At 73.1% G+C, this 20,252-nt stretch carries 17 protein-coding genes and 2 pseudogenes; 10 read left to right on the top strand and 9 right to left on the bottom strand.

The genetic code is table 11. The features are described from left to right. Positions 1–2: 2 nt before the first annotated feature. Together AB0M16_RS25850 and AB0M16_RS25845 are read right to left on the bottom strand one after the other, a co-directional pair. A complete protein-coding gene (locus tag AB0M16_RS25850) occupies positions 3–932 on the bottom strand; it encodes a ketopantoate reductase family protein (protein ID WP_365346843.1) in 930 nt (309 codons plus the stop codon). Next, on the bottom strand, positions 929–1,483 hold the full coding sequence (locus tag AB0M16_RS25845) for a helix-turn-helix domain-containing protein (protein ID WP_365346841.1): 555 nt from the start codon (positions 1,481–1,483) through the stop codon (positions 929–931). The genes AB0M16_RS25850 and AB0M16_RS25845 overlap by 4 nt, the downstream gene beginning before the upstream one ends. A 143-nt stretch (positions 1,484–1,626) precedes the next feature. On the opposite strand from AB0M16_RS25845, the gene AB0M16_RS25840 reads away from it, so the two are divergent. Then, complete coding sequence (locus AB0M16_RS25840; RefSeq protein WP_365346839.1) at positions 1,627–2,838, top strand: ROK family transcriptional regulator; 1,212 nt, start codon at positions 1,627–1,629, stop codon at positions 2,836–2,838. 670 nt (positions 2,839–3,508) lie between these two features. Then, positions 3,509–4,447 (top strand): RICIN domain-containing protein, encoded by a 939-nt coding sequence (locus AB0M16_RS25835; RefSeq protein ID WP_365346837.1) that lies wholly within the window; start codon positions 3,509–3,511, stop codon positions 4,445–4,447. A 96-nt stretch (positions 4,448–4,543) separates the two neighbouring features. Here the strand turns inward: AB0M16_RS25835 and AB0M16_RS25830 are convergent. Then, a pseudogene (locus AB0M16_RS25830) lies at positions 4,544–4,666 on the bottom strand (IS5/IS1182 family transposase); the annotation flags it as partial. A 1,164-nt stretch (positions 4,667–5,830) separates the two neighbouring features. Between AB0M16_RS25830 and AB0M16_RS25825 the strand changes: the two are divergent. The 4 genes and pseudogenes from AB0M16_RS25825 (at position 5,831) to AB0M16_RS25810 (ending at position 10,242) form a co-directional block, all read left to right on the top strand. After that, positions 5,831–7,291 carry an ABC transporter permease gene (locus tag AB0M16_RS25825; RefSeq protein WP_365346835.1) on the top strand — a complete coding sequence of 487 codons (1,461 nt, stop codon included), beginning with the start codon at positions 5,831–5,833 and terminating at the stop codon, positions 7,289–7,291. A 39-nt stretch (positions 7,292–7,330) separates the two neighbouring features. After that, positions 7,331–7,999: pseudogene (locus tag AB0M16_RS25820) on the top strand (ABC transporter ATP-binding protein); the annotation flags it as partial. Positions 8,000–8,341: 342 nt separating this feature from the next. Continuing rightward, on the top strand, positions 8,342–9,778 hold the full coding sequence (locus AB0M16_RS25815; RefSeq protein ID WP_365346833.1) for a WGR domain-containing protein: 1,437 nt from the start codon (positions 8,342–8,344) through the stop codon (positions 9,776–9,778). Then, the gene (locus AB0M16_RS25810) at positions 9,775–10,242 is read left to right on the top strand and encodes a hypothetical protein (protein WP_365346831.1); all 468 of its coding nucleotides are present in this window, start codon (positions 9,775–9,777) and stop codon (positions 10,240–10,242) included. Before AB0M16_RS25815 ends, AB0M16_RS25810 begins: the two co-directional genes overlap by 4 nt. Before the next feature lie 56 nt (positions 10,243–10,298). Here the strand turns inward: AB0M16_RS25810 and AB0M16_RS25805 are convergent, their stop codons facing one another. The 4 genes from AB0M16_RS25805 to AB0M16_RS25790 all read right to left on the bottom strand — a co-directional run bounded on the left by AB0M16_RS25805 (position 10,299) and on the right by AB0M16_RS25790 (position 13,856). After that, the gene (locus AB0M16_RS25805; RefSeq protein ID WP_365346829.1) at positions 10,299–11,189 is read right to left on the bottom strand and encodes a class I SAM-dependent methyltransferase; all 891 of its coding nucleotides are present in this window, start codon (positions 11,187–11,189) and stop codon (positions 10,299–10,301) included. 105 nt (positions 11,190–11,294) lie between these two features. Then, the gene (locus AB0M16_RS25800; protein WP_365346827.1) at positions 11,295–11,717 is read right to left on the bottom strand and encodes a DUF350 domain-containing protein; all 423 of its coding nucleotides are present in this window, start codon (positions 11,715–11,717) and stop codon (positions 11,295–11,297) included. 116 nt (positions 11,718–11,833) lie between these two features. Continuing rightward, positions 11,834–12,451, bottom strand: coding sequence for an HdeD family acid-resistance protein (locus tag AB0M16_RS25795; protein WP_365346825.1), 618 nt, complete (start codon positions 12,449–12,451; stop codon positions 11,834–11,836). 28 nt (positions 12,452–12,479) lie between these two features. Next, the gene (locus tag AB0M16_RS25790; RefSeq protein WP_365346823.1) at positions 12,480–13,856 is read right to left on the bottom strand and encodes a dipeptidase; all 1,377 of its coding nucleotides are present in this window, start codon (positions 13,854–13,856) and stop codon (positions 12,480–12,482) included. 188 nt (positions 13,857–14,044) lie between these two features. Between AB0M16_RS25790 and AB0M16_RS25785 the strand changes: the two genes are divergently transcribed. The 3 genes from AB0M16_RS25785 (at position 14,045) to opcA (ending at position 16,587) form a co-directional block, all read left to right on the top strand. Beyond that, entirely contained in the window at positions 14,045–14,611 is a 567-nt protein-coding gene (locus AB0M16_RS25785; protein ID WP_365346821.1) for a DoxX family membrane protein, read from the top strand. Between the two features lie 4 nt (positions 14,612–14,615). Further along, positions 14,616–15,548 (top strand): NADP-dependent oxidoreductase, encoded by a 933-nt coding sequence (locus AB0M16_RS25780; protein ID WP_365346819.1) that lies wholly within the window; start codon positions 14,616–14,618, stop codon positions 15,546–15,548. Between the two features lie 127 nt (positions 15,549–15,675). Further along, positions 15,676–16,587, top strand: a complete 912-nt coding sequence (gene opcA / locus AB0M16_RS25775) for a glucose-6-phosphate dehydrogenase assembly protein OpcA (protein WP_365346817.1) — start codon at positions 15,676–15,678, stop codon at positions 16,585–16,587. 53 nt (positions 16,588–16,640) lie between these two features. On the opposite strand, the gene AB0M16_RS25770 is transcribed toward opcA, so the two are convergent. Both AB0M16_RS25770 and AB0M16_RS25765 read right to left on the bottom strand, forming a co-directional pair. Continuing rightward, positions 16,641–17,420: a class I SAM-dependent methyltransferase gene (locus AB0M16_RS25770; protein ID WP_365346815.1), complete on the bottom strand. Its 780-nt coding sequence runs from the start codon at positions 17,418–17,420 to the stop codon at positions 16,641–16,643. Further along, complete coding sequence (locus AB0M16_RS25765; protein WP_365346813.1) at positions 17,417–18,658, bottom strand: cytochrome P450; 1,242 nt, start codon at positions 18,656–18,658, stop codon at positions 17,417–17,419. The genes AB0M16_RS25770 and AB0M16_RS25765 overlap by 4 nt, the downstream gene beginning before the upstream one ends. A gap of 203 nt (positions 18,659–18,861) precedes the next feature. Between AB0M16_RS25765 and AB0M16_RS25760 the strand changes: the two genes are divergently transcribed. Then, positions 18,862–20,064 carry a cytochrome P450 gene (locus tag AB0M16_RS25760; protein ID WP_365346811.1) on the top strand — a complete coding sequence of 401 codons (1,203 nt, stop codon included), beginning with the start codon at positions 18,862–18,864 and terminating at the stop codon, positions 20,062–20,064. The last annotated feature ends 188 nt before the right edge of the window (positions 20,065–20,252 follow it).

Below are 20,252 nucleotides of genomic sequence, written 5' to 3'. Positions count from 1 at the left end.
ACCTAGGCTGTGACCCGCGCCTGGTGGATCCGCAGCTGCAGGAGGGCCAGGTCGAGCAGCGGCGTCGGCACGCCGAGCGCGCGGGCCCGGTCCGTCAGGTCGCCGAAGAGGTGCTCGACCTCGGTGGAGCGGCCGGCCACCAGGTCGCGGTAGAGCGACGGCACCATGGGGGAGCCGGCGGCCGTCACCACGTCCAGGCTGATCCGGCGCTCCGCCTCCGGCACCGGGTGGCCGGCCGCCGCCGCCACGGCGGAGGCCTCGTCGAGCAGGCCGGTCGCCAGCTCCGTACCGCCCGGCTGCGCGTTGACCTCGCCGACCGTGCCGCGCATCAGGCTGGTGAGCGCGCCGAAGGTGGTGATGAAGACCCACTTGTGCCACATCGCGGTGAGCACGTTCTCGGGCACGCGCGCGTCGATGCCCGCCCCGCCCAGCACCTTCCGGATCGCCTCCACGCGCGGCGAGACGGTGCCGTCCCGCTCGCCGAGGGTCAGGTGGGCGAGCGGCGCGAGCCGCAGGACGTCGCCCTCGTCGTCGAGGGTCGTGACCACCTTCGACACCCCGCCGAGCACCCGGTCCTCCCCGAACCGGGCGGTGAGCGCGTCGAGATGGGCGAAGCCGTTGAGCTGCGGCACGATCGCCGTCTCCGGCCCGACGGCCGGGGCGAGGTCCTCCATCGCCGCCGGGAGGGCGGTCGCCTTCACCGAGAGCAGCACCAGGTCGTACGGGGCCGGCGCGGCCGCCAGCTCCTCCGCGGTGAGCAGCACGGGGTCGACCCGCCACTCCTCGTCCCGGCCCACGACCCGCAGCCCGCGGCGGCGCAGCGCCGCGGCGCGGGCGGGGCGGACGAGGAAGGTGACGTCCTGTCCGGCGCGGGCGAGCATGGCGCCGAAGTAGCCACCGGTGGCGCCGGCGCCGACGACCAGGATCCTCATCGTTCTACGACCTCTCTGTGGGCGGGTTGGGGCAGCAGCGGGGTGAGCAGTCGGTGCGGCCGGGCCAGCGCGGCCGTCACGGGGTCGGCGTCCGGTCCGGCGGGCGCGGCCCCCGGGCCGGGGGTGACGAGCAGGTCGGCCACCGGGACGAGGCCGCCGCAGCCCGTGCAGCGGCCCCCCTCGTCGACCGCGGCGCCGTCGGCGACGTGCACGTAGACACGGCGCGGCCCGCTCCCGGCCGGGTAGAACCGGTCGCCCCACGCGCTGAGCGCGCGGACGGCCGGCCACAGCGCGACGCCCTTGGCGGTGAGGGCGTATCCCTCGCGCCGCCCGGTGTCGGAGCGGCGTTCGAGCACCCCGGCACCGGTGAGCGTGGCGAGCCGGTCGGTGAGCACGGCGCGCGGGACCGAGAGGTGCGCGGCGAACTCGCCGAAGCGGCGCACCCCGTGGAACGCGTCCCGCACGATCAGCAGCGTCCAGCGTTCGCCGACGATCTCCATCGAGCGGGAGAGGGCGCAGCTCTGCCCGCTGTAGTCGCGCGGAAGTGTCATGAACAGACCCTAACCCAAAGAGTTCGGTGACCGAACTGCCATGGAGGCGGCGGGGAGGTTCCGGGCCCCCCGAACCCCCACGGGTCACCGGCCCACGGTGCTCACCGGGGCCGTTCGGCCGCACTGCGGTTAGGCTCTGCGCGATGAACACCCGCCAGGACACCCCGGAGCCCAAGGCCGACAAGGCGGGCGTACGCCGGCACAACCTGAGCCTCGTGCTGCGCACCGTGCACGAGGCGGGCGAGACGACCCGCGCGGCCGTCGCGTCCCGTGTCGGCCTCACCCGCGCCGCCGTGTCCTCGCTCGTCGAACAGCTGCTGGAGCGCGGTCTGCTCGTCGAGTCCGGCAAGACCTTCAGCGGTTCCGCGGGCCGGCCCGGCACCGTCCTCAAGCCCGCGACCACCGGCGTCGCCGGACTCGGCGTCGAGCTCAACGTCGACTACGTGAGCGCGTGCGTCGCCGACCTCACCGGGGCCGACCGGGTACGCCGCACCGTGCCCGTCGAGAACCGGGCCCTCGCCCCCGTCGAGGTGCTGCGCCGCGCGGCCGGCATCGCCGCCGAGGTCCTGGCCGAGGCGGCGGACCTGGACCTGCGGCCCACCGGCGTACGGCTCGCGCTACCCGGCCTGGTCGCCGGCGGCACCGTCCAGCAGGCGCCCAACCTCGGCTGGAACCGGGTCGACGCGGACACCCTGTTCGCCCGCGCCCTCCACGCCGCCCGCCCGGCCGGAGCCCCCGCCCTGCCCGTCGCCTCCGACAACGAGGCCAACGTCGCGGCCCTCGCCGAGCTGTGGTTCGGCGACCTCGCCGGGATCCGCAGCTTCGTGCACGTCACCGGCGAGATCGGGGTCGGCGGCGCGATCGTCCTCGACGGCGAACTCCTGCGCGGCGCCCACGGCTTCGCCGGGGAGATCGGGCACCTGACGGTCATCCCGGACGGCCCGCGCTGCCGGTGCGGCTCCCACGGCTGCCTCGAACGGTACGCCGGCCAGGCGGCGCTGCTGCGCGCCGCCGGAGCGCGTGGCGTCGACACCCTCGTCCAGCGGGCGGAGGACGGGGAGCCGCGGACGCTCGCCGCACTCGACGAGGCGGGCCGGATGCTCGGCGTCGCCGTCTCCGGCGCCGTGAACCTGCTCGACCCCCAGGCCGTCGTCCTCGGCGGCATCTACCCGCGCCTGATGCCCTGGCTCGCCCCGGCCGCCGAGGCAGAACTGGGCCGCCGTGTCGTCTCCGGCCTCTGGACCCCCGCCAGGCGCCGGCTGCGGGCCGCCTCCAGCACCGCCGACGCCGCCCGGGGCGCGGCGGCGCTCGTGCTGCGCGACGTCCTCGCCGACCCGCTGGCGTACGGCGGCTGAGCCGGCAAGCACATCGCCGGCAACGCCCAGGGCGACCGCACGGACGGCATCGTTCCCGTGCCGACTGAGGACGGCCGGTCCGGTGACCGCCTCACCCTTTGCCCGCGTGCACCGACGCCTTCCTTCTCGACGTCGAACTGTCGAAGGTCCCGGAGTACGTCGCAGCCCCCGACGCGGCGGGGCGGAACCCGCGGGGTCAGCTGTCCCGGCTGGTCATTCGATTCGCCCACGCCGGCCGCGTGGCGCTGGACTTGGGCCGGCGGGCGACGCCCCAAGCGGCGAGGCCGCGGGATGACCAGTGGCGGCGCTGGAGGACTGCCGCGGCGGCCGTGTGCGGGAGACGCGGTCCGGGCAGCGCAGCGTCAGGTGCCGGCGTGAGCGATGGTGGGAACGGTGAGCGTCGAGGTCGCATGGCCGCACATGGTGGCGGCAGTGACTTCGCAGCGCTGTTTCCGTGTTGTTCCCGAGCTTCTGATTCATCACCAAGCCTCGGGCCAGTCCGCCCCCCGCTGCCGGGCTCGCGGAACTCATCGTCCCCATTTCAACAGGGCACCCGACCGAGGGCGATGCGAAAATGGGAGTTGGCCAGCGGTTCGATGTCGCGCGGAACGCGCCTGACAGCCAATCACCGACGCGGAATCCCATGCCCCTGCGAGCAGGTGAGATGCACATGAGCCACCCGTGGGCGCGCGTCAAGAACGCGCGGAAAACTGGACGTGAGCGTGCGGAACGCCGTACCCCGGTTGAGGCTGGCGTGGTCACTGCTGCCGTCGTGGCAGGTCTGGTAATCGTCGGCGGGCCGGCCACAGCCGTGGCGCCGAAGGCAGTGCCGCAGGGACCCAGCCAATGCCGCGAAGGTTACAAGTGGCGTCAGATCACTGCAGCTGACTACGTCTGCGTCCCATGGTATGAGATCCCTCTCCTCACCATCGACGCGATAAATGCCGGAGGCAACACGAATAGTGCAGGTGAGTGCCTGAACGGATACAGGCACCGCTATGCCGTTCCCGGCGACACCCTGTGTGTCGGTCAGGGAGCGTACAGCCGTGCGCGGCGGCAGAATGCAGAGGTGGCCTACGGGTGGGCAGGCACTGCCAGCCGAGACCCTGAAACTCGTATCGTCTACCATCCCTTCGATGTCGGCGGCGAGGCGTACTCGATCGCCAGTGGGGGCACGGACCCCAAGCATCCACTCGTGGTGGACGTATTTGCTGCAAGTACGGCCGACGAGATAAAGCTGGGTGTGTGGGGCAGGCACGGTGGGGATAATCAGAAGTTCTATTTCAAAGCGCCTCGAACCATCGATGGAACTGTCTACCGGAATAGTTTCCAGATTGTGGCGAAGCATAGCCAGAAATGCCTGGACGTGGAGTGGGGCAGGACGCAGAGTGGCACGAGGGTCCAGCAATACCGGTGCTCCGGCAATATTAATCAGAAGTGGTATCTCTGGCGCCGTGGCGACAATCAATGGGAGATCCGCTCCGTTCAAAGCAACAAATGCCTCGACATCTATAGCCCGTCGGGCACCCCGCAGCTAGGGGGATATCTGCAAATTTGGCCCTGCCACGGTGGCGGCAATCAGGCCTGGAGGATTCGGGCCGTCAGGTAGTCGTCCCCGCCTCGACGTGAGAGTGGGGCTCGGGGGTGAGCCTTCGCGGTGGGGCCGCGCCGTATCCGACGCAGCGCGTCGAGGCGCCAAAGTTCAGTCCGGCAGTTCGGTCTGGCCGCGTTCGCGTCGGTGCGGGATGACTGGGCCGGTGCCCCGGTGACCGCCGTCCGCGATCACTGTGGTCTTGCCGACGGCGGCCTTGGCGCCGGACAGTTCCCACGTCGGATCGTCGTGGTCGGCCGGCCGCTGCCCGGCAACCAGTTTGTCGAACTGACGCAGACTCAGCCCGGTGAACGGGGCTATCCAGGAGGGCTCCGACGCCGTGATCACACCATCCACGCCAAGATCATCTCCACCTGTGACCAGGGCCCCATGTAACATCACGCGCCGCAGAGGTGGGTCGACCGCGGGGCGGCCGCCCTCTTCTGGTGCCCCATTCCCGGCGGAAGGCGGATCCATGGAGACAGAGGAAATACGGCCTTCCCTCGTGAAGAAGAGGGCGCAGTACAGCGCCGGTGCCTGGTTGATCGGGTGCGTAGTCTTTCTGGGGTCCGGGTTCGTGACCTCCGTGCTGCTGCTCAGTTCATGGGCGAACTGCGGTTTCGGCAGCACGGGTCCAGGCCAGCTCTTCTTGTTGGTAGTCGCAGCGACCAGCATGGCGACGGTGTCGACCGTGCTGTGGGCTGTGATGCGCAAGGTGACCGGCCGACGGGGGCTGTTGCTGCCCTTGGTATTGACAGTTCTTGCCACGGCGGTGCTGCTCTGGCCGACGCTGGCAGTGTGGTACGTCTCGCCAGGCCGCCCGGAAAGCATGTGCGAACCAGGCGGAACGCCCTTGGGGTGGCCCAGTTGGCTGCCCTTGTGAGGCGGGCCCTCAGCAGAGCTGCTTGATGTCACTGAGCAGGGCTCTCCAGGGCAGCCTGGAAGCCAAGCGCCGACTGCTGCGCGCCCTCGCCCGGGAGGCCGACGGGGAACCCGTCGCCTGCCGCGCCCGGATGGACCTGCGCACCGCGGACCGGCACCGGTCAGTGCTGTGCAGGCTCCGCGGCCTGGACAAGGAGCTCGCCACCCGGCAACAGCTCCTCGACGCCGCCCGCACCGCCGGCACGCTCGCCGGCTGGCCCGCAAGTCATCCCGGACGGCCGCCGGCCGATCGTCGCCGCCCCCAACGCCAACGGCGCCCGCCGGCGGGTCGAGCAGGGCCGGCCGATCCGGCTCGTGTCCCGGGCATGCCCGACTACCCGCGCGTCCGCCCCGCGCATACCCAGCCCCCGTCGGGACAAGGGCGCGCTCCCGCCCGCGTGCGCCGCCCACCGCGCACTCTCATGACACTCTCACGCGCGGCTTATCCCGCCATCACCGGGCGCTCCTAGCTTCGCCGTCATGTTCTTCACCTACCTCAGGCGCGAGCTGCGCCGTCGCAGAAAGGCGGCACTGGTCGTCGCCTCCGGGCTCGCGCTCGGCATCGCGCTGGTCATCGTCGTCACGTCCGTGTCGTCCGGCATGAAGCAGGCCCAGGGCAAGGTCCTCGAATCCCTCTACGGGCTCGGGACGGACCTCACGGTCACCAAGGCGCGGGAGCAGCCGAAGGACGGGCAGCAGGCCCAGCGGCCGCGCTTCGAGTTCCAGGGGCGGGACGAAGGTGAGGAACAGAGCAGCGACCGGCTGATGGTGCAGGGCTTCCAGACCCTCCCGGACTCCACCGTCGGCACCGTCGCGAAGCAGGACGGCGTCGCGCAGGCCGTCGGCGGCCTCAGCCTCGTCAACCTCAGGATCAACGGTGAGTTCCAGCGCGGCGAGATCCAGCGCGGGCAGACCACGCGGCCCGGCGGTCCCGGCGGCGCGGGCGGCGGCTCCGGCCCCGGCGACACCGTCACCGGCGGCGGTGCGGCCTTCGACGTCAACTCCTTCACGATCTACGGCACTGACGTCACCGCCCCCGGCCTCGGCCCCCTCACCACCTCCACCGTCACACGAGGCCGCGGCTTCACGCCCACCGAGGCCGACGCCGAGGTCGCCGTCCTCGACAGCGCCTACGCCCAGCAGGAGGGTCTGGGCGTGGGCAAGACCCTCACGGTGAAGGGCGTGACCTTCACGGTCATCGGCATCGCGACGGCCGACAGCGGCCAGGCCGCCGCACAGGTCTACCTGCCGCTGAAGCAGGCCCAGACCCTCTCCGACTCCGCGGGCAAGATCACCACGGTCTACGTGAAGGCCACCGACTCCACGGAGATCGAGGCCGTCAGGGCCGCCATCCAGAAGAACGTCACCGGCACCACCGTCACCACGTCCGCCGACCTCGCCCGCACGGTCTCCGGCTCGCTCGACACCGCCTCCGGTCTCGCCACCACCGTCGGCCGCTGGCTCTCGTACGCGGTGCTTCTCGCCGCCGTCCTGGTCGCCGGGCTGCTCACCTCCTCGGCCGTCAGCCGGCGCGTCCGCGAGTTCGGCACCCTGAAGGCACTCGGCTGGAAGAGCGGCCGGGTCACCCGCCAGGTCGTCGGCGAAGCCCTGGTCAACGGCCTCGTCGGCGGCGTCCTCGGCATCGCGATCGGCCTCGGCGGTGCCTACCTGGTCACCGCCGTCAGCCCCACCCTCACCGCCGAACTCGGCGGCACCACAGGCGGTGCGGGCGGACCCGGCGGCGGCCGCGTGTTCGGCGGAGGCGGCCCCGGCGGAGCGCTCGGCAGGACCGTCGACATCGCCCTGACCGCCCCCGTCAGCCTCACCACCGTCGGCCTCGCCGTGCTCCTCGCCCTCGGCGGCGGCCTCGTCGCGGGCGCCTTCGGCGCCTGGCGCGCGTCCCGGCTGCGCCCTGCGGACGCCCTGCGCCGCGTCGAGTAGCCCGAAACTCCCATCCGTTCCGCAAGAGTTGGAATCCCCATGTACGAACTCACCGGTGTCACCAAGCAGTACCGGCGCGGTCAGGAGAGAGTCGACGCCCTGGCCGGCATCGACCTCACCATCCACGAGGGCGACCGGCTGGTCATCCAGGGCCCCACGGGCGGCGGCAAGTCGACGCTGCTGCAGATGCTCGGCGGCCTCGACCGCCCGAGCTCGGGCAGCATCCTCCTCGACGGCACCGACCTGGCGACGATCTCGGAGCGCCGCCTGACGTCCGTCCGCAGCGAGAACATCGGCTTCGTCTTCCAGAGCTTCAACCTGATCCCCACCCTCACCGCCCAGGAGAACGTGGAGACCGCGCTCGTCCCCCTCGGCGTCAAGCCCGCCGAGCGGCGCCGGCGCGCGGCCGAGGCCCTGGAGTCCGTCGGCCTCGGCGAGCGCGCCCGCCACCTGCCCTCCGAGCTCTCCGGCGGCCAGCAGCAGCGCGTCGCCATCGCCCGGGCCCTGGTGAAGCGGCCCAAGGTGCTGCTCGCCGACGAACCCACCGGCAACCTCGACGAGTCGATGCGCGACGAGATCGTGGAGCTCCTCGAAGGCCTCTGGAAGGAGCACGGCCTGACCTTCGTCATGGTCACCCACGACAGCGCCATCGCCCGCCGCGCCCCGCGTCTCGCGACCCTCCGCAAGGGCCGCATCACCCTCAAGGAGAGGGCGGAGAACACCTCGACCACCTCGAACGCCCCGAACACCGAGAGCGCGGCGAGCGCGGAGAGCGCGGAGAGCGCGGAGGGCGCGAACACCGACGGGAACGCGGAGAAGGACGAGCAGGAGGGCAGCCGCCGGGCGGCGGAGGCGGTCTGACCCGACCGGGCGCGGGGCGGCGCCCTCGCGCCCGACGGTACGGGCTCCTCGGGCGGTGGCCGGAGCGGGAGCGCCCGTGGGCGCGGCCGGTCCGGTCACGGAGCCCGGCCGCCGCGGTCCGGCCCCCCTCCTTCCGTCCTCGGCGGCGTCGGACCGGCGTTGTCAGTGGCTCCCCCTACCGTTCAGGACATGACGACGAAGACCTATCTGGAGCTGTCGCAGGACGGCGGCGGCGCGCACAAGTTCTACGAAGTGACGGTCGACGGCACGGTGGTGTCGGTCCGTTACGGACGGATCGGCGCGGCGGGGCAGACGCAGACCTCGACCTTCGCGACGCCCGAGAAGGCGCGGGCGGCGGCGGCGAAGAAGATAGGGGAGAAGGTCCGCAAGGGGTACGCGCCGGCGGTCCAGGGACAGCGCGCGCCGCGCTCGGTCACCCGGCGCGCGGTCGTGTCCGCGCCGTCGACGGCCCGCGCGGTCGCCCCCGTCCTGTGGCGCTTCCGCACCGGGTCCGCGGCCTTCGGCATCCACGTCGACGACGATCGCTGCTGGGTCGGCAACCAGGCGGGGGAGGTCTTCACCCTGAGCCACACCGGCGAGGTCCTGGCCCGCTTCGGCCTGCCCGACGGCGTCAAGTGCCTGGTCGCCGACGACTTCTGGATCTACGCGGGCTGCGACGACGGCCGGGTCTACGACCTCTCGTCCAAGCTGCCCTTCGCCGCGTACGACATCGCCGCCGACGTCGACATCTTCTGGCTCGACATCCACGAGGGCGTGCTGAACGTCGCCGACCGCTCCGGCCGGCTCACCGTCATCGACCACGAGGACGAGCACCAGTGGGCGCGCAGCGGCCGCGGCGAGCACGCCTGGATGGTCCGCGCGGACGGTGCAGCCGTCTACCACGGGGACAGCCGGGGCGTCACGGCCTACGCGCCCGACGGCGGCGGAGAGCTGTGGCACACCGGCACCGAGGGCGGGGTGCTCTTCGGCTGGCAGGAGGACACCGCCGTGTACGCGGGCACCGGGCGCCGCAAGGTGCACCGCCTGGCCAAGAAGGACGGCCGGACCGAGGCCGTCTACGCCTGCGACAGCGTGGTGTACTCGTGCGCCACCTCCCCCGGCGGGCGGTTCGTCTTCGCCGGCGACGGTGCCTCCTCCGTCTACTGCTTCGCCGAGGACGGCACGCGGTTGTGGAAGCTGGGCACCGGCGGTGGTTCGGCGCTCTCCATGCAGTACCACGACGAGCGGCTCTATCTCGTGACCACGGACGGCTCGCTGCTGTGCGTGGACGCGAGCGAGGCGGCCATCGCGGCCGCACAGCAGGGCACCGTCCCGGTCGCCCACGACGTCAAGCTCGCCGCCGCCCTGCCCACCTACGCGCCGGCCACCACCGTCGCCGCGGTCGACGCGGTCAGCTCGGTCCCGGCCGGTTCGATCGTGGTGGAGTGCGTCCAGGAGGGCTCCCGGACCCGCGTCCACGTCCTGACCGAGGGCTACGAGACCGGGTGGAACGTGCAGTTCCCGCGTGCCATCCGCGAGCCCGGAGCCCGCTACGTGGTCGACGCCCTGCACGCCGCCTCCGGCGGCTTCTACCGGGTCCGCGGCGACATCCGGCGCCTCCTGTGAGCGCGGGCTTCGCGGCGGCCACGGGGGACGGACTGCCGCCCGAGGGCGACGCGGAACAGCGGTCCCGCGAGGTGCGCGCCGCGTTCGAAGGCCTCCTGCAGATCCGCCGCCTGACCAACCGCCGGGGCGGGGGCGACCCGGCCGCCCGCCCGGCCGAATGGGAGCTGCGGCAGCCGCTGCGTGCGGTGGCGCTGGCCCTGGAGGCGGCGAAGCGGCCCCCCTCGGCCCTCGACGCGTCCGGCGCCCGGGTCGCGACCGGCTACCGCGTCGCGCCGGGCGAACGCCTCGGCACGGTCGTCGTCGAATGGCTCGGCCCGCCGGGCTCGGGCGCGGCCCACGAGGCTGAGGCCGCCCTCACCGCCTGCGCGTCGGCCCTCGCACCACTCGGCTGGGACGCCCTCCTCTACCGGGGTGCCCGCCGCCACCGCTATCTGGAGGTGGAGCCGGCGGGGCCCGCCGACTGACCTTCGGGACCGTCCGCGGGCGCGGCGGTGGCCCCCACCGCATGACCGGCCCGGCGCTACACCGTGGCCACGACAAGCTCCTCCGCGCTGGACGGGCGCAGCCCGTCGGGGCGGGCGGCGAAATAGCGGTCGGCGAGGGCGGCGGACGAGATGTGGTCGGCGTTGCGGAAGCCGGTCTCGCGGGCAAGGGCGAGCAGGTCGGACGGGGCGTAGAGGCTCACGAAGGGGGTGCCGGCCGCCCGGGCGGCCTGCTGCGTCGCCTCGAGCCCCGGACGCTCGTCGGCGCCGACGAGGTCGAGCGGCAGCATGAAGGTCATCGCGAACGTGGACCCCGGGGCGAGCGCGGCGTTCCGGCGCAGGGTGGCCTCGGTGGCCTCCCGCGTGAGGTACATGCTGACGCCCAGGGAGGCCACCACGGCCGGCCGGCCGGGGTCGAAGCCGGCCGCCACGAGGCCGTCCCACCAGGAGTCGCCCGCCTCGAAGTCGACGGGCACGAAGCGCGGCCCGTCGGGCCGGTCGAGGCCGAGCTCGGCCAGTCGGCGGCGCTTCCAGGCCTGCGTACCCGGCTGGTCGACCTCGAACACCCGCAGGCCGGCGGCCAGGTCGGGGCGGCGCTGGGCGAAGGTGTCGAGACCGGCGCCCAGGAGGACGTACTGGGTGACGCCGTCCCGGGCCCGCTCCGCCACCAGGTCCTCGAGGAACCGGGCACGGGCCACGATGGAGGCCCGCATGCGGCGGGTGCCCTCCGGGTGCATGTCCGGGCGCTCGCGCCACCCCTCGTCCGGCGCCGCCAGGCGCAGGCCGAGCTCGTCGTCGAGGACGTGCGGCGCCGGGTCGACCTGGCGGTGCAGGGCCCGCCACAGGGCGACCCGCAGGGCCGTGCCGTCCACCTGGTGGGCCTCGTGCGCGTCCATGGTGCTCTCTTCCTTCGTGGGGCGTGCGTTCATGGGTCCCACGCTAGGAAGCCGGACGGGCGCGGCGCTTCTTCGATATTGCGGTGATCGCCGGCGCGGCGGTCGGTGCCGCGGGCGCGCCGGGACCGGGCGACCGGGTCAGGCGATCGAGGCGGACATGACCGCCGCCACCGCGATGTTGCAGGAGGCCGTCACCCACACCGCCGGGTGCGGCTCCGGGTCGACCAGGGTCTTGCCCAGCTTGCCGGGGGTGACGAGGTCCACCACCCAGAACGCCACCGCCATCATCACGAGTCCGAGGAGCCCGAACGCGGCCGTGGACACCAGGCCCTTGCCGAAGTCGTCGTACGTCGTCCAGATCGAGGTGAAGACGATGCCGCCTATGCCGAGGAGCGCGGAGCTCAGCAGGACCGCGGCGTTGCGGTTGCGGTCCTCCCAGATCTGCCGGCCGAGCTTGCCGGGCGTCAGGAGGTCGACCAGGACGATGCCGAGGATCAGCAGGACGACGCCGAGGGCGCCGTACGAGGCGGTCCGGCCGAGGCCGTTGACGATGTCGCTCATGGAATGCCGGCTCCGGGGGGAAGTGATCGTGAACGATCGGGGTCAAGGACCGGCAAAATGTAGCGCAAGGCCCGCCCGGGCGAACCGGGCGGGCCTCGTGCGGGGAGTTGGGGCCCTCAGGTGCCCGGCGGGATGTGCTTGGCCCGCGAGCGCACCTGGAAGGCGGTCACGATCTCGATCAGGCCCACGACGACCAGCCAGATCCCGCCCAGCAGGATGAGCACCTCCGCCGACTCCAGCGGCGAGACGATGAGCACCACACCGGCGAGCGCGCTGATGACACCCAGGAAGACGTGCCAGCCCCGGGCCGGCATCGTCGGGTCGGAGGCGGCCGCCACCGTCTGCGTGATGCCCTGGAAGAGCCAGCCGATCCCGATCCACAGCGCCAGCAGCAGGACCGACTGCATCGCGCCCCGGAAGCAGAAGAGGCCGAGCAGGATCGACAGGGCGCCGCTGATGAAGGCCATGACCCGCAGCGAGGTCCGCAGGTGCGTGCCGAAGGCCGCGACCAGGTGCATGACACCGCTGACCAGCAGGTACAGGCCGAACAGCACACCGGCGACGACCAGCGACTGCCCCGGCCAGACCAGGACGAGCACACCCATGACGAGGGCGACGAGACCGGACAGCAGGAGGGCCTGCCAGGCCAGGCCGGCCAGCATGCCGAGCGGACCGGGCGGCACGTCCTCCGGCGACGGGGGTTCGTACGGCGGGTGTCGGTGTGTTTGTGCCATGGGGGCATCCCCTTCTCTCCGCGCCCGCTCAGCGCGCGGTCGCGTAGCTGCTCAGGAACAGCGCCTCGGCCAGCGCCATGTTCTCGATCTCGGTCGGGTCGACGCTCTCGTTGGGCGCGTGGATGAGACAGCCCGGCTCCTCGACCCCGATCAGCGCGATCTCGGCGTCAGGGAACTGCGCGGCGAGCACGTTGCACAGCGGGATCGAACCGCCCTGCCCGGCCTGCACCATCTCCTTCCCGTACGCCTGCCGGAGCGCGGCGCCGAGCGCCCGGTACGCGGGCCCGTCGGTGCGCGCCCGGAACGGCTGCCCGGCACTCTCCGGCTCCACCTCGACCCGCGCGCCCCACGGAGCGGCGGCGACCAGATGGGCGGTCAGGGCGGCCCGCGCCTCCTCGGCGTCGACGCCCGGCGGCACCCGGAGGCTGACCCGGGCCCGTACCGTCGCCTGCACGGCCGCCGAGGAGCCCACCACCGGCGGGCAGTCGATGCCGAGCACGGTCACGGCGGGCCGGGCCCACAGCTCGTCGGCGACCGAGGCCGTGCCGAGCAGGGACACGCCGTCGAGCGCGCCGACGTCGGTCCGGAACTGCTCGACGGGATAGGCGACGCCGTCCCAGATCCCATCGGCGGGAAGGCCCTTGACGACGGTGTTGCCGGCATCGTCGCGCAGGCTGTCCAGGATCCTGACGAGCGCGGCGAGGGCGTCCGGGGCCGGTCCGCCGAACATGCCGGAGTGCATCTCGCCGCGGAGCGTGGAGACGGTCACCACGACGTTGGCCAGGCCGCGCAGCGAGGTCGTCGCGGTGGGCAGGCCGAGCGCGAAGTTCCCCGTGTCGCAGATCAGCAGGGTGTCCGCGGCGAAGAGTTCGGGCTGCTGCGGCACCAACTGCTCCAGTCCGCCGGTGCCCTGCTCCTCCGATCCCTCGGCGACGAACTTGACGTTCACCGGGAATCCCCTGCGCTCGGGTCCGCCGAGCGCGCGCAGAGCCGTCAGATGCATGGCGATGTTGCCCTTGCAGTCGGCCGTGCCGCGCCCGTACCAGCGCCCGTCGCGCTCGGTCAGCGCGAAGGGCGGGGTCCGCCAGGCCGCGTCGTCGAGCGGCGGCTGCACGTCGTAGTGGCAGTAGAGGAGCACGGTCGGCGCACCCTCGGGGCCGGGCGCGTGCCCGACCACCGCGTCCGTGCCGTCCGGAGTGGTCACCCGCCGCATGTCCCGGAGCCCGGCCTCCGTGAAGGCGCGCACGAGGAAGTCCGCCGCCTCGGCGCACTCCTCCGGCGGGAACTGGCGCGGGTCGGCGACCGACCGCATCGCCACCAGCTCCGTCAGGTCCTCCTTGGCCCGGGGCATCAGCGCCCGGATCCTCGCGCGCAGGGCCGCGGTCTCCGCGGAATCGCCGGTCATGCGTCACCACTCTCGTCGGACCGTCACCAGCGCTCTCACTAAAGCAACAGCGGACGAACGCCGCAAAAGATGACCTGTATGGACGAGTAACGCATCCGCTCGCCCGCCCGGGCGGAGCAGAGTGGAGCGGAGAAGGCCTGCCGAGGGCGCGCGCACCCGCCGCGCCCGCGTCCCCACCGGGAGATCCCATGACCGCTCTCAACCGCCGCGACCTCGGTCTGCTCGCCCTGCGGGTCGGCACCGGTGCCGTGCTCGCCGCGCATGGGACCCAGAAGCTCCTCGGCTGGTTCGGCGGGGGCGGCATCGAGGGCACCACCAAGGCGATGGAGGCCATGGGCTTCTCGCCCGGCCGGGAGAGCGCCGTCGCCGCCGGGCTCGGCGAGGCGGGCGGCGGCGTCATGCTCGCCCTCGGCCTCGCCACCCCGGCGGCCGGCGCCGCCGCCGCGGGCGCCATGGCCGGCGCGGTCGCCGTGCACGCCCCGTCCGGCTTCTTCGCCATGAGCGGAGGGTTCGAGTACCCCGCCTTCCTGGGCTTCACCGCCGCCGCCATCGGCATCGCCGGAGCCGGCCGCTACTCCCTCGACCACGCCACCGGGCACGTCCTCGACCGGCCCTGGGTGGTCGCCACGGCCTTCATCGGCACCGCGCTCGCCGCCGCGGCGGTCGTCGGCCGCCGGGCCGAGGCCATCGCCCAGCCGGCCGCGGCCGAGGAACCCGAGCCCGAGCACGGCAGCGCCAGCGGCTCGGAGGGGTGATCCCGTGAAGGCGATCGCCCTGTCCGAGTACGGCGGCCCCGAGGACCTCACGCTCATGGACCTCCCGGATCCCAAGGTCGCGCCCGGCGAGGTCCTGGTGCGGGTCGAGGCCGCCGGGGTCAATCCGGTCGACTGGAAACTGGCGGCCGGCGGGCTCGACCCCATCATGGTCGCCCACTTCCCGATGATCCCCGGCTGGGACGTCGCCGGGGTCGTCGCCCGCAACGGCCTCGACTCCACCGAATTCGCCCCCGGTGACGAGGTGTTCGGCTACATCCGCAAGGACAGCGCCGAGCACGGTGGTTACGCGGAGCAGGTCGCCGTCCCGGTGCGCATGCTCGCCCGCAAGCCCCGCGCGCTGAGCTGGGCGCAGGCCGCGGGTCTGCCGCTCGCCGGCCTGACCGCCCTGCAGGCGTCCGACCGGGTCGGCGCGGGCGCCGGCGACACGGTGCTCGTGCACGCCGCCGCCGGCGGCGTCGGCTCCCTCGCCACCCAGCTCCTGGTCGCCCGCGGCGCCCGCGTGATCGGCACCGCGAGCCCCGCCAACCACGAGTTCCTGCGCGGTCTGGGCGCCGAAGCCGTCGCGTACGGCCCCGGCCTCGCCGAGCGCGTCCGGGAACTGGCCCCCGACGGCGTCGACGTCGCGCTCGACTTCGTCGGCGGCGAATCCGTCGACGTCTCCGTCGACCTGCTGCGCTCCCCGGAGCGCCTCGCCTCCATCGCCGACCACCGGGCCGCCGCCCTCGGCGGGCACTACGTCTGGGTGCGCCCCGACGGCGCCGGCCTGTCGACGCTGGCGGCGCTCGCCGACGAGGGCCGGCTCACCGTCCCCGTCGAGCGGGTCCTGCCGCTGCGGGAGGCCGCCGAGGCCTGGCGCCTCAACAGCGAGGGCCACACCCGCGGCAAGCTCGTCCTGGCCGTCGGCGAGCCGTCCTGAGCCGGTACGGCAGGTCCCGGATGACGCGATACTGGGCGGGAAGATCCGGAGCCGGTCCGGTGCTACGGGGAGAGCAGGGGGAGAGCCGCGACATGCGCGCACGTGACGGAAGGAAACGGTGCCGGTCATGAAGATCGATCTCACGGACACCAACTCCAGCAAGATCAACAAAACGATCCTGGAGGCCCGCCGGGCCGTCGGCACCCCCGCCGTCGGCATGGTCCTCACCCTCGTCGTCGTCACCGACGAGGAGAACGCCTACGACGCCGTGAAGGCCGCCAACGAGGCCTCCCGCGAGCACCCCTCCCGCACCCTCGTCGTCATCAAGCGCCACGCCCGCTCCCCGCGCGCCCGCAGTGAGACGCGGCTCGACGCCGAGGTCCGCGTCGGCACCGACGCGGGCGCCGGGGAGACCGTGCTCCTGCGCCTGCACGGCGAAGTCGCCCGCCGCGCCGACTCCGTCGTCCTGCCGCTGCTGCTCCCGGACGCGCCCGTCGTCGTCTGGTGGCCGGTCGACGCGCCCGACGTGCCCTCCAAGGACCCGCTCGGCTCTCTCGCCCAGCGCCGCATCACCGACGCGTACGCCGTCGAGGACCCGATCGGCGCGCTCGCCGTCCGCGCCGCCTCCTACGCGCCAGGCGACACCGACCTCGCCTGGACCCGGCTCACCCCCTGGCGCTCCCTGCTCGCCGCCGCCCTCGACCAGGCCCCGATGACGGTGACGTCGGCCGCCGTCGAGAGCGAGGCGGAGAACCCCAGCGCGGAGCTCCTCGCCCGCTGGTTCGGCGACCGCCTCGACGTCCCCGTCGAACGCGTCGTCACCGACGGCCCCGTCGTCACGGCGGTCCGCATGGGCACCCCCGACGGCGAGATCCGCATCGACCGCCCGGAGGGTCCGGTGGCCCGCCTCGCCATTCCGGGCCAGCCGAGCCGCGTCATGGCCCTCAAGGTCCGCACCACCGCCGAACTCATCGCCGAGGAACTCCGCCGCCTCGACCCGGACGAGGCGTACGCGGCGGCGCTGCGGTACGGCCAGTAGCGGGCGTACGGCAGGCGGCCGGGGGGCGCGTACGCCCGCGGCCGCCGGCCCGCTCAGCCCTCCCGCCGGAAGACCATCACGAAGTCGGCCATCTCCCGCACCCGGGGCACCTCCGGTTCCGGCAGGGCCCGCAGGCGCGCGCAGGCCTCCGCGACCAGGGGCAGGTCCTCGTCGCGGACCTGCCAGGCGCCCGTGAAGAGACGGCCGGCGGCGATGGTGTCGGCCATCCCGGCCGGAGACACCCGGAAGACCGTGGGACGTCGCTCCGCCGGGCCCTCGTAGGCCAGGCCGCGCGCGGCGGCCGACGGGGCGAGGAGGTCCGGCCCGTCCTGACGCCTGTGCTCGGGGTCGAGGCGGTCCTCCAGGTCGTTGACGATCCGGCCGATGTCATCGGTGGGACGCATGCCCCGGGCCGGGATCACCAGATAGCGGCCCCCGGGCCGCAGCACCCGCGCCACCTCGGCGAAGACCGCCCGGGGGTCGGGTCCGGCATGCAGCAGCCAGGTGGACACGGCCTGCGCCACCGACGCCGTCCGGATCGGCAGCCGGCCCGCGTCGCCGACCGCGACCCGGGCGCCGAGCCGCTCCCGGGCGTGCGCGAGCATCCCCGGAGACAGGTCGACCCCGCACACCCGGTGGCCCCGCGCGGTCAGTTCGGCCGCCACGATCCCGGTGCCGACGCCGATGTCGAGCACCGGCTCGGCCGGGTCGAGCAGCGGGGAGAGCTGCTCGGCGAAGACGGCCGCCCGGGCGGTCCCGCCCCGGGACGCGTCATAGGTGGGGGCGATCGCGTCGAACGCGGCGGTACGGCCGGAGGCCCGCGCCCCGCTCACGCGGTCCCGCTCGCCGGCACCGGCGTGAAGCTGACCGGCAGCGTCGCCATCCCGCGCAGGATGCCCTCGCGCCGGCTCAGGTCCTCGTCCGGGTTCGTGAGCCGCAGGTCGGGGAAGCGGCGCAGCAGGGTGCCGAGCGCGATCCGGGCCTCCGCGCGGGCGAGCGGCGCGCCCAGGCAGAAGTGCATGCCGTGGCCGAAAGCCAACTGCTGAGGCATCTCGCGACGGGCCACGTCCAGGATGTCGGGCCGGTCGAAGCGCCCCGGGTCGCGGTTGGCCGCGGCGAGGCCGATGATGATCATCTCGCCGGCCGGCACGGTGACCCCGCCGATCTCGTACGCGTCCACGGTGAACCGCGCGACCCCACGGCTCACCGGCCCCTCGTAACGCAGGAGTTCCTCGATCGCCCCCGGCAGCAGTTCCGGCTCGTCGCGCAGCGCCGCGAACTGGTCCGGGTGGCGCAGCAGGGCGTGCATCCCGTTGGCGATGAGACTCGCCGTGGTCTCGTGCCCGGCGAGGGTCAACAGGATCGCCATGGCGGTCAGTTCGCGATCGCTGATCTTCTCCTCCGCCTGCGCCGCGCACAGTGCGCTCAGCAGGTCGTCGCGCGGCTCCTTCTTGCGCAGGGCGATCAACGGCTCGTAGAACTCCGTGAGTTCTGCCCGCGCCCGGGCGCCCTTCGCGAGCCGCTCGGGGGTGTTCGGCGGCATGATGAGCCCGACCGCGAGCCTGGCGAAGTCCGGCTGGCCCTCGGCCGGGATGCCGATGAGGTCGCTCAGCACCGCCATCGGCAGCGGCAGCGCGAACTCGGACACCAGATCCGCCGATCCGCGCCCGGCGAACGCGTCGACGAACGCGTCCGCATGGGCCTGGATCCGCGGGGCGAGCGCCTCGATCCGGCGGGCGGTGAAGGCCTTGGAGACCAGGTTGCGCAGCCGCGTGTGGTCCGAGCCGTCCGCCACCAGCATGCTCGCCATGAGGACGTTGGTGCGCTCCTGGTGCGCCATCTCCTCGGCGAGGCCGTTGACTCCGGCGGGGCTGCTGCTGAGCCGCGTGTCGGTCAGCGCCGCCACCGCCTCGTCATAACCGGTGACCATCCAGACTTCAAGGGTGGGATTCAGCCGAACTCGCTGCACCACGCCGTGTTCCCGGATCCGCTCGAACAGCGGGTACGGGTCGGGCTGTTGAGCGACGTTCAGCGGCACGTCATGGACGATCGTCTGACCTTGATCCGACATCCGCTACTCCCCGTGAGCGTTCGAAAGATCTGTGGCAGGTAGTCATACCAGCCACGGAAGTTGCGTGGTAGCGTCACCGGCCATCAGCACGCAGAATTGCCCGCGGAGCGACGTGGCCCACCGGCGAAACGTTTGCTCCGCACTGCTCAACCGACAGCATTTACGGCCTCAACCAGGCCTTACTGCGCAGGGGGAGACGATTCGTGGCACAGCTCGACCAGACGGCGCCGGCCGATCCGATCAAGGGCTTGGCCCGTCCCGACGTCCTCCCCGACCCCTACCCGGCATATGCCGAGTTGCGCGAAACCACCCCCGTCCTCTGGCACGAACCGCTCGGCTCCTGGGTGCTCACCCGACACGCCGACTGCCTCGCCGTGCTCACCGACAGCGCCCGCTTCGCCTCCGACTGGCGCCGGGCGGGTGAGGACGTCCCGGCCCCGCTGCTCAGCGTGCAGACCCTCGACCCGCCCGAGCACACCGCCATCCGGCACCTGCTGCTCGACGGCTTCCGCGCCCAGGACCGGCACGCCCTCCACGAGCGCCTCGACCACGAGGTCAAGGAACTCCTCGGCGAGCTGGCCGCACGCCCCTCCTTCGACCTCGTCGGAGAACTCGCCGAACCGCTCGCGCTGCGCTTCGTCACCGCCTTCCTCGGCGTGCCCGCCCCCGACCTCGACTGGTTCGTCCCCATGTCCCGCACCGTCGTCGACGGCATGGACGCCGGACTCTGGCCGGAGAAGCACGAACCCGCCGTCGCCGCACGCGCCGAACTCGCCGCGTACGCCGGCGGCTGGCTGGCCGACCCGCCCGAGACCGGCCTCATCGCGTACGTCGCCGCCCACGCCGACGACAGCGGCGTCGACCCGGCCGTCCTGCGGAACAGCCTGCGCGCCGTCCTGCACGCAGGATACGAATCGGCCTCCCGGCTCCTCGGCAACGCCGCGAAGGCCCTGCTCACCACGCCCGGCGCCCTCGACGCCCTCCGCACGGCCGGACGGGCCACCGCCGTCGACGAACTCGTCCGCTTCGACGCCCCCGTCCAGGCCGACGCCCGCGTGTGCGTCGCCGACACCGAACTCGGCGGCGTCACGATCAAGGCGGGCGACCCGGTGACCCTGCTCCTCGGCGCGGCGAACCACGACCCGCTGCGCTTCGCCCACCCCACCGAGCTGCGACTCGACCGCGCCCCGAACCCGCACCTCGGGTTCGGCCGCGGGGCCCATGCCTGCCTGGGCGCGTCCATGGCGATCCGGCTCGCCGGATCGGTCCTCGGGACCCTCGCCACGGACCACCCCCGGGCACAGGCGGTCGCGGAACCACACCACCGGCGCAACCTGACCCTCCGCGGCCTCGACCGCTTCGAGGTGACGCTGCGCCCCACCACGGGGGAGGAGGTCAGGACATGAAGTACTGGCACTGAACCTCAGCCATGTGATGCCCGCGCCCTTCACCGAAGGAGGAGGTACGGACATGAAGTACTGGCACTGAACCTGAGCACCGCGTCGCCCGCCCCCGGGGTTACCCCCGCGACAGCTCGGCCGACGAACTCCTCGACGCCCTCGTCGAATCCCTCGCCGCCCTCGTGCAGTGCGCC

The organism is Streptomyces sp. NPDC051921, from assembly GCF_040680975.1.
Lineage (GTDB): Bacteria > Actinomycetota > Actinomycetes > Streptomycetales > Streptomycetaceae > Streptomyces.
Note: the sequence above shows the minus strand (reverse complement) of the source record. Positions and strands in the feature narration are given on the sequence as shown.